This is a genomic window from Actinokineospora inagensis DSM 44258, from assembly GCF_000482865.1.
In the GTDB taxonomy this organism is placed as follows: domain Bacteria; phylum Actinomycetota; class Actinomycetes; order Mycobacteriales; family Pseudonocardiaceae; genus Actinokineospora; species Actinokineospora inagensis.
In genome coordinates, this window is sequence record NZ_KI519518.1 from 120387 (window position 1) to 136363 (window position 15977).

General features: G+C 69.8%; 20 protein-coding genes. 7 read left to right on the top strand and 13 right to left on the bottom strand.

Going from position 1 to position 15977, the window contains the following annotated elements; genetic code table 11:
• Nucleotides 1-282: 282 nt before the first annotated feature.
• The 5 genes from H504_RS37765 to H504_RS0130195 all read right to left on the bottom strand — a co-directional run bounded on the left by H504_RS37765 (nucleotide 283) and on the right by H504_RS0130195 (nucleotide 5207).
• A complete protein-coding gene (locus tag H504_RS37765) occupies nucleotides 283-1221 on the bottom strand; it encodes a DUF4349 domain-containing protein (RefSeq protein WP_051386408.1) in 939 nt (312 codons plus the stop codon).
• 87 nt (nucleotides 1222-1308) lie between these two features.
• Complete coding sequence (locus H504_RS0130180) at nucleotides 1309-1839, bottom strand: type III secretion system chaperone family protein (protein WP_026425840.1); 531 nt, start codon at nucleotides 1837-1839, stop codon at nucleotides 1309-1311.
• Complete coding sequence (gene mshA, locus H504_RS0130185; protein ID WP_035306865.1) at nucleotides 1836-3128, bottom strand: D-inositol-3-phosphate glycosyltransferase; 1293 nt, start codon at nucleotides 3126-3128, stop codon at nucleotides 1836-1838. The genes H504_RS0130180 and mshA overlap by 4 nt, the downstream gene beginning before the upstream one ends.
• A gap of 6 nt (nucleotides 3129-3134) precedes the next feature.
• Nucleotides 3135-3959: an alpha/beta fold hydrolase gene (locus tag H504_RS0130190; protein WP_035306868.1), complete on the bottom strand. Its 825-nt coding sequence runs from the start codon at nucleotides 3957-3959 to the stop codon at nucleotides 3135-3137.
• Between the two features lie 36 nt (nucleotides 3960-3995).
• Complete coding sequence (locus H504_RS0130195; protein ID WP_026425843.1) at nucleotides 3996-5207, bottom strand: L,D-transpeptidase; 1212 nt, start codon at nucleotides 5205-5207, stop codon at nucleotides 3996-3998.
• 138 nt (nucleotides 5208-5345) lie between these two features.
• Here H504_RS0130195 and H504_RS0130200 point away from each other — a divergent pair, with 138 nt between their 5' ends.
• The gene (locus H504_RS0130200; RefSeq protein ID WP_026425844.1) at nucleotides 5346-6080 is read left to right on the top strand and encodes an SDR family NAD(P)-dependent oxidoreductase; all 735 of its coding nucleotides are present in this window, start codon (nucleotides 5346-5348) and stop codon (nucleotides 6078-6080) included.
• Between the two features lie 20 nt (nucleotides 6081-6100).
• On the opposite strand, the gene H504_RS0130205 is transcribed toward H504_RS0130200, so the two are convergent.
• Entirely contained in the window at nucleotides 6101-7189 is a 1089-nt protein-coding gene (locus H504_RS0130205; protein WP_026425845.1) for a UDP-N-acetylmuramate dehydrogenase, read from the bottom strand.
• Nucleotides 7190-7214: 25 nt separating this feature from the next.
• Between H504_RS0130205 and H504_RS0130210 the strand changes: the two genes are divergently transcribed.
• The 4 genes from H504_RS0130210 (at nucleotide 7215) to H504_RS41730 (ending at nucleotide 10538) form a co-directional block, all read left to right on the top strand.
• Entirely contained in the window at nucleotides 7215-7709 is a 495-nt protein-coding gene (locus tag H504_RS0130210; protein ID WP_026425846.1) for a DUF2505 domain-containing protein, read from the top strand.
• On the top strand, nucleotides 7709-8527 hold the full coding sequence (locus H504_RS0130215; protein WP_026425847.1) for a methylase: 819 nt from the start codon (nucleotides 7709-7711) through the stop codon (nucleotides 8525-8527). Before H504_RS0130210 ends, H504_RS0130215 begins: the two co-directional genes overlap by 1 nt.
• A 778-nt stretch (nucleotides 8528-9305) precedes the next feature.
• Nucleotides 9306-10178, top strand: coding sequence for a formyltetrahydrofolate deformylase (gene purU / locus H504_RS0130220; protein ID WP_425394091.1), 873 nt, complete (start codon nucleotides 9306-9308; stop codon nucleotides 10176-10178).
• Between the two features lie 192 nt (nucleotides 10179-10370).
• The gene (locus H504_RS41730; protein WP_157440726.1) at nucleotides 10371-10538 is read left to right on the top strand and encodes a hypothetical protein; all 168 of its coding nucleotides are present in this window, start codon (nucleotides 10371-10373) and stop codon (nucleotides 10536-10538) included.
• Nucleotides 10539-10696: 158 nt separating this feature from the next.
• On the opposite strand, the gene H504_RS0130235 is transcribed toward H504_RS41730, so the two are convergent.
• On the bottom strand, nucleotides 10697-11137 hold the full coding sequence (locus tag H504_RS0130235) for an SRPBCC family protein (protein WP_026425849.1): 441 nt from the start codon (nucleotides 11135-11137) through the stop codon (nucleotides 10697-10699).
• Between the two features lie 44 nt (nucleotides 11138-11181).
• Here H504_RS0130235 and H504_RS0130240 point away from each other — a divergent pair, with 44 nt between their 5' ends.
• Entirely contained in the window at nucleotides 11182-12303 is a 1122-nt protein-coding gene (locus tag H504_RS0130240) for an LOG family protein (RefSeq protein WP_026425850.1), read from the top strand.
• Nucleotides 12304-12366: 63 nt separating this feature from the next.
• On the opposite strand, the gene H504_RS0130245 is transcribed toward H504_RS0130240, so the two are convergent.
• From H504_RS0130245 to H504_RS43430, 3 genes are all read right to left on the bottom strand, one after another.
• Nucleotides 12367-13059, bottom strand: coding sequence for a response regulator (locus tag H504_RS0130245; RefSeq protein WP_245614508.1), 693 nt, complete (start codon nucleotides 13057-13059; stop codon nucleotides 12367-12369).
• Between the two features lie 112 nt (nucleotides 13060-13171).
• Nucleotides 13172-13711 (bottom strand): YbaK/EbsC family protein, encoded by a 540-nt coding sequence (locus tag H504_RS0130250; RefSeq protein WP_026425852.1) that lies wholly within the window; start codon nucleotides 13709-13711, stop codon nucleotides 13172-13174.
• The gene (locus H504_RS43430) at nucleotides 13708-13848 is read right to left on the bottom strand and encodes a hypothetical protein (protein WP_245614509.1); all 141 of its coding nucleotides are present in this window, start codon (nucleotides 13846-13848) and stop codon (nucleotides 13708-13710) included. The genes H504_RS0130250 and H504_RS43430 overlap by 4 nt, the downstream gene beginning before the upstream one ends.
• Nucleotides 13849-13851: 3 nt before the next feature.
• On the opposite strand from H504_RS43430, the gene H504_RS43745 reads away from it, so the two are divergent.
• The gene (locus tag H504_RS43745) at nucleotides 13852-13974 is read left to right on the top strand and encodes a hypothetical protein (RefSeq protein WP_281173679.1); all 123 of its coding nucleotides are present in this window, start codon (nucleotides 13852-13854) and stop codon (nucleotides 13972-13974) included.
• A gap of 464 nt (nucleotides 13975-14438) precedes the next feature.
• Here H504_RS43745 and H504_RS0130265 read toward each other — a convergent pair whose 3' ends face one another.
• From H504_RS0130265 to H504_RS0130275, 3 genes are all read right to left on the bottom strand, one after another.
• Nucleotides 14439-14735 carry a DUF2516 family protein gene (locus tag H504_RS0130265; RefSeq protein ID WP_026425853.1) on the bottom strand — a complete coding sequence of 99 codons (297 nt, stop codon included), beginning with the start codon at nucleotides 14733-14735 and terminating at the stop codon, nucleotides 14439-14441.
• A gap of 88 nt (nucleotides 14736-14823) precedes the next feature.
• Complete coding sequence (locus H504_RS37775; RefSeq protein WP_035306875.1) at nucleotides 14824-15402, bottom strand: hypothetical protein; 579 nt, start codon at nucleotides 15400-15402, stop codon at nucleotides 14824-14826.
• On the bottom strand, nucleotides 15380-15805 hold the full coding sequence (locus H504_RS0130275) for a helix-turn-helix domain-containing protein (RefSeq protein WP_051386418.1): 426 nt from the start codon (nucleotides 15803-15805) through the stop codon (nucleotides 15380-15382). The genes H504_RS37775 and H504_RS0130275 overlap by 23 nt, the downstream gene beginning before the upstream one ends.
• Between the last annotated feature and the right edge of the window lie 172 nt (nucleotides 15806-15977).

The window sequence follows — 15977 nt, forward strand, 5'->3', positions numbered from 1 at the left end:
GCACCCACTTCCGTGACCAAATAGTTACTAACGGTCTGCGACATCCACGAATGGCGTAGTTGTCGGCCTTGTGTAGCTGTCCAGCATCTGCCAAGTTGACCTATAGGCGCCACGGGTCGGCTCCCACGCACTCCCCGACCCGGGCGGCGCCCCGCGCGGCTCGACTCCCCTGCCGAGCCGCCGCCCCGCGAGGCTCCCGGGTGCCCCCCGCCACGGGACGCAGCGGGCTGGCGCGGGGCGGTTCGGGAATGCGACTCCCCCTCGCTCGAACCGCCCCGCGACTCACACCCCCTCGGTAGCCGGTTCCGCCGCGAGTTCTTCCGGCTGCTCGGTGTCCGGTTCCTTCGACCGCGTGGGCCGCACGAGCCAGCGGTAGAGGTAGATGAGCAGGCCCAGGGCGACCGCGAACGGCAGCACCATGCCGATCAGGCGCAGCACGAACCCGCCTGTGGCGATGAACGCGTGCCATCCGGTCGACAAGGCACCCAGCACGGACTCGCCGTCGTCACCGGCCGGTGGCGGCGCGGCACCGTCGAGGCTGATCCGCACGGTGATGGTCGAGAGCGCGACGCTGCCCGCGAGAGCCTGCTGCCGCTTCAGCAGCGACTCCAGGTCGGCCTCGCGGCGGGTGACCTCGCCCTCCAGTTCGACGATCTCGGAGATACCGGTCGCCCGGTCCAGCAACGCCCGCACCCGGGCGAGGCTGGCCCGCTGCGTCTGCACCCGGCTGTCGACGTCCACGACCTCCTCGGTGACGTCCTGCGCCGCCTGCGTCCGGTTCTTGACCTTGCCCGCAGCGGCGATGCGGTCGAGCGCGGCGTCGAGCTTGTCCGACGGCACGAACACGGTCAGCCCGGCGGACTCATCGGAAATCTGCTCTTGGCCCGAGTAACCACCCAGCCCCACGGCCGCCCGCCGGACCGTGTCGGCGGCATCGGAGATCTTGCCCGCGGTCAGGTCGACGCTCGCGGTGCGCACCAGCTTGCGGTCCACCCCCGGCTGGCTGATCTGCGGCTGCGGCTGCCCGGCGGGCTGGTTCGGCGCGGGCGGGGTGTACTGCGCCTTGGCGCCCGCGCTGTCGCCCATCCCGCCACCGGCGTTCGCGGGCGCGGGCGCGACAGCGGCGGATTCGGCGGAATCAGACGCGGACGACGTGCAGCCGCCGACGAACGCCCCCGCCACCAGTAACAGCCCGGCCAGGCGGGCTCTCCGGAACACCATCTCGGTCCCCTCTCCGACAAGACCCGAGGGTCTGCCTGTCTGGCGAAGGGACGAACCGGGGGGCTCAGCGCGTTGCGGCGCGGGTGATCACGAGTCGGCGTCATCCGGGACACGGTGCCGTTGCCCGGACGGTTCGAGCAGGTGGGCGAACGCCTGGAGGTTGGCCAGCGACTCGCCGCGCGCGGTCCGCCAGTCCCACTCCCGTCGGATGGCGGTGCTGAAACCGATCTCCAGCAGGGTGTTGAAGTCGCCGTCGGCGGCCTCGAGCACCTGCCCGAGCAGCCGGTCCAGCTCGTCGGCCGTGACCGCGGCGTGACTGACCCGGCCCACCAGGTAGATGTCCCCCAACCGGTCGAGCGTGTAGTGCACACCGTAGAGCCGAGCGTTGCGCTGGAGCAGGAACCGGTAGACCGCCTCGTGCGCCTCGTCCGGCTGGCGGCAGACGAACGCCTCCACCGTCAACGCGTGTTTGCCCAGGACAAGGCGGCAATTGGTGCGCTGCTTGCGGATACCGGGGAGCGTGACGTCGAACTGGCCCTGCCCGCGCCGCTGGTAGCTCAGCTCCCGCTCGTCGAGGGCGTCGGCGATGACCTGGTCGAGTGAATGCGCGTCCGTCACACCGCAACCTCAGCACGCCGCAGCCAGTACCGCAGCATGTGGTCGGCCTCGCCGTACGCCGCGATGAGGGCGTCGGTGGTGCGGTCCCAGGAGAACGCCCGCGCGTGCCGGTGAGCGCCCTCGCCCAGTTCCGCGCGCAGCCGGGGCGCGGTCATGAGGTGGCCGAGGGCGTTGGCCCAGTCGACCGTGGCGTGCCCGTTGACCAAGAGGCCGGAAACACCATCGGCAACAGCGACCGGCAGCCCTCCCACGGCAGCGGCGACGACGGGCGTACCGCACGCCTGCGCCTCTAGGGCGACCAGTCCAAAACTCTCGTTGTGGCTTGGTACGGCAACAACATCGGCCGCGCGATAGACGGTGGCGAGAGCGTCACCTGCCTGCGGCGGCAAGAACCGAACGACATCGGTTATACCGAGCGCGACAGCCAAGTCCTGCAACGCGGCCGGTTGGTCCAGACCGCTGCCGGAAGGCCCACCCGCCACCAGGACAACGAGCTTCTCACGCGCGACGACACCCCGGTCGACCATCTCGGCGGCGGCCCGCAACAGCACGTCCGGCGCCTTCAACGGCTGGATGCGACCGACGAACGCGACAACCAAGGCGTCCTGCGGAAGCCGCAACTCGGCGCGCGCGGCGGCCCGGTCACCCGGGCGGAACCGGTCGAGGTCCACCCCGGGCGCGATGGCCCGGACCTTCTCGGGCGGGGCGTCGTACAGGTCGATCAGTTGCGCGGCCTCGACATCGGTGTTGGCGATCAGTTGGTCGGCCTCGTCCACCACCTGCTGCTCGCCGAGCACCCGCGCCAGCGGCTCCGGAGCGTCACCCTCCGCGAGCGCCGCGTTCTTCACCTTGGCCAGCGTGTGAGCGGTGTGCACAAGCGGCACCCCCCAGCGCATCCTGGCCAACCACCCCACCTGGCCGGACAGCCAGTAGTGCGAGTGCACCAGGTCGTAGTGGCCCGGCTCGTGCCGCGCCTCAGCCCGCAGCACCCCCGCGGTGAACGAGCACAGTTGGTCCGGCAGCTCCGCGCGCTGCAGTCCCTCGAACGGGCCCGCCGAGACGTGCCGCACGAGCACACCCGGCGCGAGCTCGGCCACGGGCGGCAGATCGGACGCGGTCGCCCGCGTGAACACCTCGACGGCGATCCCCCGCTGCGCCATCCGGGTGGACGTCTCGGTGATGTAGACGTTCATGCCGCCCGCGTCACCCGTGCCGGGCTGCTCCAACGGCGACGTGTGCACCGACAGGACCGCGACCCGGCGCGGCCTGCGCAACTGCGTGGGACTCACCCCGGCTCACCCCTTCCCACCCTCCGCCGCCGCAGCGCGGAGTACGCCGTTGAACTCGTCGACCCGTTCGGCGAAGGGCGCGTGCCCAACCCGTGGGAACCAACGCACGTTCGCACCGGGAATCTTCCCGGCGGCGTACTCGGCGGCGGCAGGATCGACGACGGCGTCCTCGGTGCCGTGGACGATGAGGGTGGGCACGGAGACCGCCGACAGCACGTCCGCGCTGCCGACATCGCGCCTGAACAGGGCCCTGCGCACGGCGGGCGACACCCGCAGCGTCTGACCCGCCCAGGCCTGCGCGAGCGGACCCGGAACGGGCTCCGCCGTGGTGCGGAGTGTGAGCGACACGACAGCGGGAACGGCGACGGCCGGGTCGTCGGACAGCGCGTCGGGCAGTGCCTCGACCATCGCCCGAGCGGTCTTCCCACCCGGGCGGCCCGGCCCGATCTCGGTGATCGCGCCGACCAGGACGATCGCGGTGAGGCTCGCGCAACCATGCGTACGCAGGTAATCGGTGATCACCAGACCGCCGTAGGACCAGCCGACCACGGTCGCCGGTCGGCCCGCGTACGCCAGCACGGCGGCCAGGTCGGCGGCCCAGGTCACGGAATCGCCATAGCCGTCGGCGGGGGCATCGGACTCGCCGTGGCCCCGCAGGTCGAAAGCGATCAGGTGGTGCTCTGTGGTCAGCACCGGGTCGGCGAACTGGGCGGCCCAACTGAGGCTCGACTGCGCCCAACCGTGCACGAACACGATCGGCGGCCGGGCCGGGTCACCGGCGGTGCGGACGGCCAACCTGGCGCCGCCCGCACCCACCACGCTGTCGATCACGAGGGACTGTCGATCACGAGGAGTTGTCGACCACGGTCAGTGCAGCGCGGACATCGACTGCCACTGGCTCCACGGGATCAACCAGTCGAACACGTCCGAGGTGGTCGGCATGTTCGCCTTGGAGCCGGTGATCTCCACCGGGTCGCCGATCAGCGCGCTGTCGAAGTACGCCTTCGCGTCCGCCTCCAACAGGTTCACGCAGCCGTGCGAGGTGTTGTTCTTGCCGATGTTGGCCCGGTTGTCGTTGTTCTCGTGGATGAACTCGCCGTGGTTGGAGATCCGCACGGCCCACTTCTTCATCACGTTGGTGTAGCCGTACTTCGGGTTGGAGAAGTCGCCGATCGGGTCCTTCTCCATCACGATCACCGTGCCGTTGGGCGTGTTGCGGTCCGGGTTGGCGTCGTCGCCGTTGCTGGACGGGTAGCTGGCGAACAGGGCCCCGTCGCGGTACACGTTCATCTTGTGGTCCGGGGTGTTGACCTTGACCACCTGGTTGCGGCCGACGGTGAACGTGGTGGTCAGGTCCGACTTGCCGTACGCGCCGCCGCCGTAGGCCAGGCCGTAGAGCTTCGCGGTCACGGTGACCTTGGTGTTCTCCGGCCAGTACGCCTTGGGCCGCCAGTCGACCTGCTGGTCGTTGAGCCACGCCCAGGAGCCGTCGACCGGCACCGACGCGTCGACCTTGAGCACCTTCTCCACGGCCGCCTTGTCGGTGACCTTGCCCTCGGGGAACTTCACGCTGATCGGCATGCCGACGCCCACGGTCGCGTTGTCCGCCGGGTTGATCGTGGCGCGCGGCGTCTTCGCGGGTTTGAGGGTGCTGAAGGTGCCCTTCAGCTCGGTCTTCTTGCCGTCGGCGCCGGTGGCCTGCGCGGTGTAGGAGTACGTCTTCGCGTAGCCGAACACCTCGGTCGACAACCAGGACAGCTTGTCGGTGGACACCGTGCCCTTGACCGCTTTGCCGTCGGGGTTCTGCACGTCGACCGTGTCGATGGCGCCGTCCGACACGCTGATCTTGAGCGGGTCGCCGGGTGCGACGTCGGTGGCGTTGGCGGCGACGCTGGCGGTGAGCTTCGCCGACGACACGTCCGACTGCTGTTGCTGTTGACCGGATCCGCCGCCGCTGTTGTTCCCACCTCCGCTGTTGGCGGTGCCGGACTGCTCCGAGGTGCAGCCCGCGAGCAACGCGAGGGCCAGGAACGAGGCGCCGACGAGTCCGGTGGTCCTCCGCGAAGCGGGTCGTCTCACCGTGGAACCTCCAGTGTCGAATCTTTCCCCACCGATGAAGGACGCCTGGGCGGCGATGGGGTGCGCCGCCGCGGGTGTGACTGTGCTCATAATCCCGTGTCCGGCTCGGCGGGCCGCGACCGGGCAGGATCGGGACCCGTGAACAAGCCAATCGCAGTTGTCACCGGGGCGAGCGCGGGTATCGGCGCGGCCACCGCCGGTCACTTGGCCGCGGCCGGTTTCCACGTCGTGCTCGGCGCCCGACGGCTGGACCGGCTCGCTGAGGTCGCCACCGCGGTCGGCGGCGAGGCGGTCGAGCTGGACGTGACCGACCCCGCCTCGGTCGACGCGTTCGCCGACCGGGTCCCAGAGTGCCACGTGCTGGTGAACAACGCCGGTGGCGCCCGCGGCCTGGACCGCGTCGACGCCGCCGATGAGTCCCAGTGGCGCTGGATGTACGAGACGAATGTGCTCGGCACGCTGCGGGTTACCAAGGCCCTGCTGCCGAAGCTGGTCGCCTCCGGCAACGGCCACGTGGTCACCGTCACCTCCGTCGCCGCCATCGAGGTCTACGACGGCGGCGCCGGTTACACGGCTGCGAAGCACGCCCAATCCGCCCTGCACCGCACCCTCCGCGGCGAATTCCTCGGCCAGCCGATCCGCTTCACCGAGATCCTCCCCGGCATGGTCGAGACCGAGTTCTCCCTCACCCGCTTCAACGGCGACGAGTCCCGCGCCACCGCTGTCTACGACGGCCTGACCCCGCTCACCGCCGACGACGTCGCCGACGTGATCACCTTCGCCGTGACGAGGCCGCCACACGTGAACCTGGACCAGATCGTCCTCAAACCGCGCGCCCAGGCCTCCGCCACCCGCGCCCACCGCACCACCTGACCGACGGGGCGGGTCGGGCGTCAGTTGAGGGCGCAGTTGATCAGGACGGGTTCGGGGTGCAGGTCGACGCCGAAGGAGGCGCGGACGCCGTCGCGGACGGTTTGGGCGAGGGCGAGGATGTCGGCGGTGGTGGCGGTGCCGCGGTTGGTGAGGGCCAGGGTGTGCTTGCCGGACAATGCGGCTCGACCGTGCTGGTAGCCCTTGCCGAACCCGGCGCGTTCGATGAGCCAGGCGGCGGAGAGCTTGGCCGTGCCGGGCCCCGCCGGGTAGCTGGGCACGGTGACATCAGCCCCCACCACGGCGGCGATCCGGCCGATCACGTCGTCGAGGGCGGTGACCGGGATGATCGGGTTGGTGAAGAACGACCCGGCGCTCCACGTGTCGTGGTCGGCGGGGTCGAGCACCATTCCCTTGCCACGCCGCAGTTCCAGCACCGCCGCCCGCGCGTCGGCGACCGGCACGCGTTCTTCCTGCCGCACCCCGAGCGCGCGCGCCAGTTCCGTGTACCGGATGGGCGCGGACAGCCCGTCGTCGGTGAGCGCGAAGCGCGCCCGGAGGACAACGGCCCGATCGGTGCCTTTCAGGACGCTGGTGCGGTAGTCGAGCCCGAGTTCGTCGGCACGCAACGTCCGGATCTCGCCAGTCCCCCGGTCGAGCAGGTCGACGGAGACGAGCACCTGCGACACCTCGACCCCGTAGGCACCCACGTTCTGCACGGGCGTGGCGCCGACCAGACCGGGGATGCCGGACAGGCATTCCAGCCCCCCCAACCCGGCTTCGACGGTGCCCGCGACAACGGTGTCCCAGTCCTCGCCCGCCTCGACGGTGAGCTGCACCCGCCCCGGCTCAGTGCAGTCGATCTTGCTCCCGCGGTTGGCGACGAGGACCACGGTCCCGTCGAACCCGAGGTCGCCGATGACCAGGTTGGACCCGCCGCCGAGGACCAGCAGCGGCCCCGCGCTCCGGTCGACCGCTTTGACGGCGTCGACGACCTCCCCGGCGGTGGTGGCGGTCACGAATCTGGCCGCGGGCCCACCCAGCCGCAGGGTGGTGTAGCCGGAGAGCGGTACACCGGAGCGGACGTCGGCACCGAGGGGGAGGCTGGTCACGGGCACCAACGGTAACCTCCCGCTCATGACCAGCCGTATCGAGCACCGCGCGGAGTTCTCCGCCCCCGCCGCGACCGTGCACGCCCGCCTGGTCGACCGCGCCTTCCTCGAGTCCCGCCTGCACGCCGTCGGCGGCAAGGAGGCGACCCTGGTGGACCACCAGGTCACCCCGGACGGCACCGTGCGCTACCGCCTGCGCCAGACCATCTCCGCCACCGATCTCCCCTCCGCCGTCCGCAGCCTGATCAAGGGCGACCTGGTCGTCGACCGCACCGAGTCCTGGCAGCCGGACGGCCCGGCTTTCGCAGGCACCACCCGCGCCACCGTCTCCGGTATCCCCGGCGAGGTCACCGGCCGCTACGCCCTGACCGACAGCCCGTCCGGCAGCCACCTGCGCACGACCGCCGAGGTGAAGGTCCGCATCCCGCTCATCGGCGGCAAGATCGAGTCCGTGATCGCCGAGCGCGTCCACGCCCTCCTCACCACCGAGGCCACCTTCGCCGAGTCCCAGCCACGGTGATGGCCAAGGTCCCGCGACTGGCGGCCGGTCGAGCTCGGGCATTGGGAGTCCCCACGCGGGGAACCACCAACCCGAACCGCCTGCGTCGAGTGGACCGCTGGCTGGTCGGCACCCCATCTGTTCAGTCTGTTTTGGACAGTCCTACCCCCTTGGTCGTCGATCTCGGTTATGGGGCCACCCCGGTGACGACCGTCGAGTTGGCCGCCAGACTGCGCACCGTCCGCCCCGATGTGCACGTCCTCGGTGTGGAGATCGACCCGGAGCGGGTGGCCGCCGCCAAGCCGTTCGAGGACCCGCCGTTGCTGGAGTTCCGCCGCGGCGGTTTCGAGTTGGCCGGTGCCCGCCCTGTTCTCTTGCGCGCGTTCAACGTGCTCCGCCAGTACACCGAGCCCGAGGCGTGGCAGTCCTGGTCGACGATGATCTCCCGACTCGCCCCCGGTGGCCTCCTGGTCGAGGGCACCTGCGACGAGATCGGCCGCCGCTGCACCTGGGTATTGCTGGACGCCGACGGCCCACGCACCTTCACCCTGGCCAGTCTCCCCGCAACCATCGAACGCCCCTCCGACCTCGCCGAACGCCTGCCGAAGACCCTCATCCACCGGAACATCCCCGGCGAACCCGTGTACGACCTGCTACGCGCCCTGGACGCCCGCTGGGCGACCGCCGCCCCATTCGTCCCGTTCGGCCCACGCGCCCGCTGGGTCGAGACCGTGCGGCTACTGGCCGCCGACGGATGGCCGGTGCTGGACACCCGCCGTCGCTGGCGACTCGGCGAGATCACCCTCCCTTGGTCGTCAGTGGCGCCCGCAGGCACTTGACCTCAAGCCCCCAACCGCCCCCATCCCCGAACCTCCGTCGGACCCCACCCCTGGACCGTGCCACCAGACCCGCACCACCTGCCCCCCTGCCGCCACACCCGCACCGCTGAACCCACACTGCTGAACCCATGCCGCCAGACCCACATCACGGAACCCGTTCCGCCGACCCATGGCGCCAGCCCCGTACCACCGGACCCACACCGCAGAACCCGTGCCACCCGACCTATGCCGCCACACCCGCACCACTTGAACCCGCGCCGCCAGACCCACACCGGGGAACCCGCGCCGCCAGCCCCATGCCACCAGACCCGCACCGCCAGACCCACACCAGGGAACCCGCGCCGCCGACCCGTGCCACCTGCCCCATGCACCTGGCCCATGCCGTCACACCCGCACCACTGAACTCGTGCCGCCAGACCCACACTGCGGAGTGCCGCCAGCCTCATGGCGCTAGGCCCACACCGCAGAACCCCTGCCGCTGGACCCACACCGCGGAACCCGCGCCGCCGACCCCATGCCGCCAGATCCATGCCGCCGGACCCGCGCCGCAGAACCCGTCCGCCGACCCCGTGCCGCCGGACCTGTGCCGCCAGACTCATGCCGCCGGACCACATGGCGGAACCCGTCCCGCTGGCCCATGCCGCAGATCCCGCGCCGCCAGCCCCATGCCGCGGGACCCGCGCCTCGGCACCCGCACCGCCTACCCAAGCAGCCGAGCACCGCTGGTCAGGGGGTGTGCGAACGCTGCCAAGTGGACATGGGCTGCGAGGATTGGCCGGTGCCGAATGAGCGTCGTTATGTGATCAGGTTGGGGTGTCCGGACCGCACGGGCATCGTCGCGCGGATCTCCGGGTTCCTGGCGGATGCCGGGGGGTGGATCGTGGAGGCGGCCTACCACACGGACCCGGAGACGAACTGGTTCTTCACCAGGCAGGTGGTGCGGGCGGACTCGCTGCCGTTCGAGGTGGACGAGCTGCGGGAGCGGTTCGGCCGGGTGGCGCGGGAGCTGAGCCCGGCGGCGGACTGGAGCGTGACCGACATGGGGGTGCGCCGCCGGGTGGTGATCCTCGTGTCGAAGGAGGGACACTGCCTGTACGACCTGCTGGGCCGGGTGCACAGCGGCGAGTTGGACGTGGACGTGCGGGCGGTGGTGGGCAACCACGCCGACCTGGCCTCGATCACCCGGGCGCACGGCATCCCGTTCCACCACGTGGCGTTCCCGGCCGCCGATCCGGAGGGGAAGGCGGCGGCGTTCGCCCAGTTGCGGCAACTGGTGGACGCGAGCACCCCGGACGCGATCGTGTTGGCCCGGTTCATGCAGGTGCTGCCCGCCGAGCTCTGCGCGGACTGGACGGGGCGGGCGATCAACATCCACCACAGCTTCCTGCCGTCGTTCGTGGGGGCTCGCCCGTACCACCAGGCGCACAAGCGCGGGGTGAAGCTGATCGGGGCGACCTCGCACTACGTGACGGCGGAGCTGGACCAGGGTCCGATCATCGAGCAGGACGTGATCCGGGTCGGGCACGCGGACTCGGTGGCGGACATGGTGCGCAAGGGCCGGGACATCGAGAAGGTGGTGCTGGCGCGGGGGTTGCGGGCGCACTTGGAGGGCCGGATCTTGGTGCACGGCAACAAGACTGTTGTTCTGTGAGCGGCAAGTGTGTTGGTACACAACGGGTTCCTTCGGGGACCGAATTGGCTTGACGACTCCAGATTAGGCCGGGTGGCGGTCGGCGTCATTCACTCGATGGCATGGGGATAGCCGTTTGACGAACATCCGGATCGGCGCTATGAGCGACTAATTCGGTTGCCGCACAACGCAAACGCGCGGGACCATCTCCTTGTGACAACTGGGGATATTCGCAACCTGACCCTGAGACCGCTGTCCACTACCGACCTGTCCGCTTGCCTCACCCTGGCCGCTGATCGCGAGTGGCCGCACGAGGACACCAAGTGGGCGTACCTGCTCGATGTCGAGCAGGTCTGTGGGATCGTCAACCTAGCCCGGTAACCCGGTGGCCACCAGCATGGTGCTGGTGGCCACCGGGTACGCGCGGCGCGGGCCGGGTGCCCGCGTCGTGCGGCACGCCGCGGCCCAGACAGTGTTCGGTGTGGACTGATTCAACGTCCTGTCCGGACTCTTTACGCGCCGTTCATCCAAGCGGCGGGTTAGACCTTGACCTCGCCCGCGAGATTGGCCAAGAGCTCGTCGTGGATGCGCTTGAGCCCCGCGGGGGCGAAGAGGCGCTCGAAGAACCCCCCGATGCCGTTCGCACCTTCCCAGGTGGTGGCAATGCGAACGGTGGAGGTGGTGCCGTTCCCGTCAACCGTCCAGGTGGTGACCAACGTGGAGTTGCGGTCCGCTTCGACCAGCGTGCCCGGCTTGGGCTCGGTGACGTCGAACAGGCAGTCCCGGACGCGCTTGCTGGTGGCCTGCAGCCGCCAGTGCACCACGGTCCCGCCACCGGTGCCGCCTTCACGGACTTCGTAGTCGCTGTAGTGCCCGGTGAGGATCCGGGCACGCGCCCCGCGGTAGTCGGCGACGGCTGCGCGGACGCGGTCGACGGGGGCGGCGATCGTGCGCTCGGCGAGCGCCTGCACCTGGTTCATCATTCTCCGTACGTAGGCAACCGGGCCTTCCGTAGGCTACCGGGGTGCGGATCGAGATCACCGATTTGCCAGGCCTGCGCGAGCATCGTGCGAACGGCTTGGACCTGCGTCGTGCTGTCCTGATCGGGTTGGACCTGATGGACTCGGACGTTGACGCGCTGTTGCGGACGTCGCTGGACGGCGCCTTGTTCCTGGGCTGCGCGGTCCGCCCGAAGACCCAGCGGCGCGCGAACGCCGCGGGCGCCCTGTTGTTCCCCGCGGTCCCGGGCGTGCCGTACGAGGTGTACCGGTCGCGCCTCTATACGCCCGCGGAGTTGTTCGCTGGATTTGATCCGGCGCACCCGGAGTCGTACGCGGATACGCCCGACGCGCGGATCTATCGGCACACCCAAGAGTTGCAGTACCCGCCGGACCCCTTGCACGCGTTGGCAGCACGTCTGCACGACCACGGCATCAGCGAAGCGCTCAACGAGGCTCTTACCGACATGCCGGTGGCCGTCATGGGCGGCCACGCTCTTACCCGCGACTCCGAGGGCTACCGAGACGCGGTAGAGCTAGGTGTTCGCTTGGGAAAAGCTGGTTTCACGGTTCTTACCGGCGGCGGCCCCGGTGCGATGGAGGCCATCCCGCTCGGCGCGCGCCTCGCCGATAAGTCTGGTGTGGACGATGCACTTGCCGCACTGTCGACCGCGCCCAAGTTCGGCAGTGGTCGAGCCGTTGACCCCGCCGAGATCGGGCGCTGGTTGGCCGCTGGTTTGTCGGTAGACCTACCGGTGAACGAAAACCCTAAAACCATCGGAATCCCGACCTGGTTTTACGGGCATGAACCACCTAATCCGTTCTGCGAGTTGCACGCCAAGTACTTCGAGAACTCGGTGCGCGAAGAGGGCCTGCTCACGGTGGCCACGGGCGGCATCATCTATACGCCCGGTAGCGCGGGCACGGTCCAAGAGGTGTTCCAGGATTACACACAGAACCACTACGGCTCCGTTGGCCCTGCCGCACCCATGATTTTCTTGGGTAAGAGGTTCTGGACCGAAGATGTCCCCGCCGCACCTCTAGTGAGCAATCTGGCCAAGGGTCGCCCGGCCGAGAAGTGGATCCTGGTCACCGACGACGCCGACGAAGCCGTGGCGTTCCTGCAGTCGTACACGGTGGCGCGGTAGCCCAGCCGCGACCGACCTGTCGCTCAACGCGGACGTAAGAGCGCAGGTCAGTCGGACATGTGGTTAGTCGAGCAGTCCAGCGCGTTGGGCGAGGACGGCGGCGGTGACGCGGTTGGCGCAGCCGGTGGCGGCCAGGATCTCGGAGACGTAGCCGCGCACGGTGGAGTCGGACAGCCGCAGTTCCTCGGCGATCTCGCCGTTGCTGCGACCCATGCCGACCAGCCGGAGCACGTCGCGCAACCGTGCGGACAGCCGGGCGACCTCGGCGGCAGCGCCGATCCGGTCGAGGTGGTGGGTGGCCAGGTGGCCCATCAGGTCGTTGGTCAGCGTGGGGTCGAGCACGGCACCACCGTTGGCGGCGACCCGCACGGCGCGCACGAGTTCGGCGGGCTCGATGTGCTTGAGCAGAAACCCCTTCGCACCCAGGCGCAGCGCGGTGGCGACGGCCTGGTCGGCGTGGAACGTGGTGAGCACCACGACGGCGGGCACTCTCGGTTGTCTGCGCAGTTCGCGCAGGGTGTCCAGGCCGTCCATCCGCGGCATGCGCAGGTCGAGCAAGAGGACGTCCAGTTCGGTGGTGCGCACCAGTTCCAGTGCGTCGGCTCCGTCAGCACCTTCGGCGACGACGGCGACGTCCGCCGCGGCACCCAGGATCTTGGTCACGAATGAGCGGGCCATCGGCTCGTCGTCGACGACCCCGACCCGGATGGTCGCTCGTTCGACAACAGTCCCGTCGACCTCGGTTTGCGTAGTCACGTGATTGCCCCTCTCCTGCTCACGGGCCGTATGCAAGCACACCGAAAGCGTGGTGGAACAGGGAATGTGGCCTCATCCCGACGATCGTCGGGGTTAACGCCGCTCGTTCGGTCTATCGCGCTAGCCCATCGACTACTTCAACGCCGGGTAGCCGGGCGACCAAGTCACCCGTTACGAGCAGCTTGCTGCCGCGGATACCGCTGCCGATGACCAGCTCGGGCGCGGCGGCCACAGCGGCATCTATGAAGAGCGGCCAGTCGTGCGGCAATCCGATGGGGGTGATGCCGCCGTAGGCCATGCCGCTCTCCGCGACGGCCCGGTCCATCGGCGCGAAGGAGGCCTTACGCACGTCCAGACGCCTGCGGAGGACTCCGTTCACGTCCGCACGGGTGGTTGCCAACACCAGGCAGGCGGCCATGCGCTCCTCGCTGCCGCGCTTGCCGAGTACCACCACGCAGTTGGCCGAGGCGGCAAGCGGTGAGCCGTAGTGCTCGCAGAAGGCGGCCGTGTCGGCGAGGTCGGGGTCGATCTCGGCCACCCCGGCCTGGTCCGTGTCGAGACCGGCGAGTGCCTTGGCGACGGGTTCAGCGAGCAGTTCGGGGTGTTCGGCCACGGGGAGAACGGTGAGGCTTCCGGCGATTGTCCAGATCACCCGCGTGAGGTTACGCCGAGGAAGTCGGTGAGCAGCGCCCGCAGTTCGCGACGGTGGGTGACCATGGGCGCGGGTGAGTCGAACCTGACCAAGGTGGCCTTGGGGAACGCGTTCGCCGCCTCTTCCGCTGTCTCCATCGGGTGAAGGAGGTCGCCAGTGGCGGCGACTACCAAGACTTCGGCGGTGACAGCGGTAAGAGCGCCGGAATCCGGTACCGGGACCTGGTCGGCGACGGCGCTAAGAGCGGGACCAAGCCGCAGTAGGGCGTCGGTGCGTTCATCGACGTAGGTATCGAGACCGTTGGGTGCATCAGCGGCGACTAAAGCGCGAAGACGTGCCCTGTCACCACTTACCGCCGCGGTGGACATCTCCCGCACGTGTTGCGCGGATGCAGGGGGTCTCGGGTTCGTAAGAGCCGCAGGAAGCATCAGCACAAGCCGGTCCAGTGAGTCCGGCGAGGTGGAGACGAGGTTGCACAGCGCGGCAGCCCCGAGTGATACGCCTATCGCCTGCCGAACTCCGGTAAGCGCACCGGCGACGTCAGCCGCGATCGTCGGGTACCGCCAGTAGTCCACGGGGGCGTCAGGCGCGTCAGCGTGCGAAGGCAACGTCAGCACCACGCGGGTACCTGGCAACCCAGACGCCGGAATGCGGGCCTCACCAGCCGTCGCACCCAAACCGGGGACCACTGCCGTACGCGGGTCACCCGAGCCGTACGAGCGGGTGATCACCACCGCTGGCCGCCGCGCTGCACCTCGATCAACTTCGGTCGCACGTCGACGATGTACACCAGCGCCGCGACGAGCCCGGCCATCCAGATGATGTAACCCGGACTGGCGAACTTGAACAGCAACAGGGCGAGCGTGGCGCCCGCGGTGATGCCGACCCAGGCGGGCTTGGTGAGCCGCTCGGCCGCCGTGTACGCGTCGGGGCGCTGCATCAGCGCGTGGATGAACGCGAAAGCCGCGACGGGGACGGCTGCCCAGTCGATGACCTCGAGGATCCAGTACGCGGCTATCGGCACCGCATCAGCCTACGTGCGTTCTGGCCCGGTCCACCACAAGACCCCGGGCGCTCACCCGGCAGGGGGTCGCGCCCGGGGCCCGGTCGGCTCACTGCTCGGTGGGCTTGGCGGCGGGCTTGCGGGCGTTGGTGGCCCGGCGGGCCTCGCTCGCGACCTCGTCACCGGCGTCCAGCACGACCTCGGCGACGTCGGCGGCCACCGTCTCGGCGGTTTCCGCCGTCTTCTCGCCCGCGGCGCGCGCCTTGCCGGTCACCTTGGCCAGCACGTCCTCGGCCAGCGTGCGCGCGTCGCCGACGGCGACCCCGGCCCGGGTCTGCGCGGCCTCGATGGCCTCTTCCAGCTTCTTGACCTGCGGTTGCGCCCGCAGCTTGCCCAGCGCGTCCTCGCCGTGCTCGGCCAGGCCCTGGTATAGGCGGAACGCGGCGGAGGTGTACTCCTCGACGAGCTTGCGCAGCTCGGCGGGGTCGAACTTGCCGCGCAACTCGTTGGGGGTGGCCTCGGCGCGGGCCTTGGCCTTGGTCACCGCTTCCAGCACGGCTTTGGCGGCGAGGTCACCCGCGCCGAGGGCGGCCATCAGCGGGGTGCGGGCCTGCTCCAGGGCGGTGTTGACGGCGGCGACCGCCTGGCCGCCTGCCTTGCGGGCGTCATCGGTCTTCGGCGAAGTCATCGTCACTCCTCGGTTCGACTTCCGGTTGGGTTTCCCCAGGGTTCGCGCTGTCGGCGCGCGCGGCGTTCTCACGGCGGAAGGACTCGTAGACGTCCAACAGCACTTGCTTCTGCCGCTCGGTCAGGTCGCGGTCGGCGCGCACGGCGTCGGCCACCGGACCCCCGGCCGGGCGGTCGAGGATCCCGGCCTGCACGTACAGCGCCTCGGCGGAGATCCGCAGGCCCTTGGCGATCTGCTGCAGGATCTCGGCGCTCGGCTTGCGCAGGCCGCGTTCGATCTGGCTGAGGTAGGGGTTGGAGACCCCGGCGAGCCGGGCCAGTTGGCGCAGCGAGATCTCGGCGGTGTTGCGCTGCTGCTTGATGTACTCGCCGATCCCGCGGCCGAGGTCGGCGACCTTGTCGATCGCGCTGCCCTCGTTGTCGTCCACCGGTGCCTCCTCGGTCTCCTTCGACGGTACGCCGGGGTGCTAACTCCTGCAAGCAGAGTGCTTGCGCAGGTCGGTGTGGTCGATCACAGCTCCGACGGCGCGACAATTGCCGAGCGCCGCACCCGGTCCCTGGTGAATGCTGGGTGGC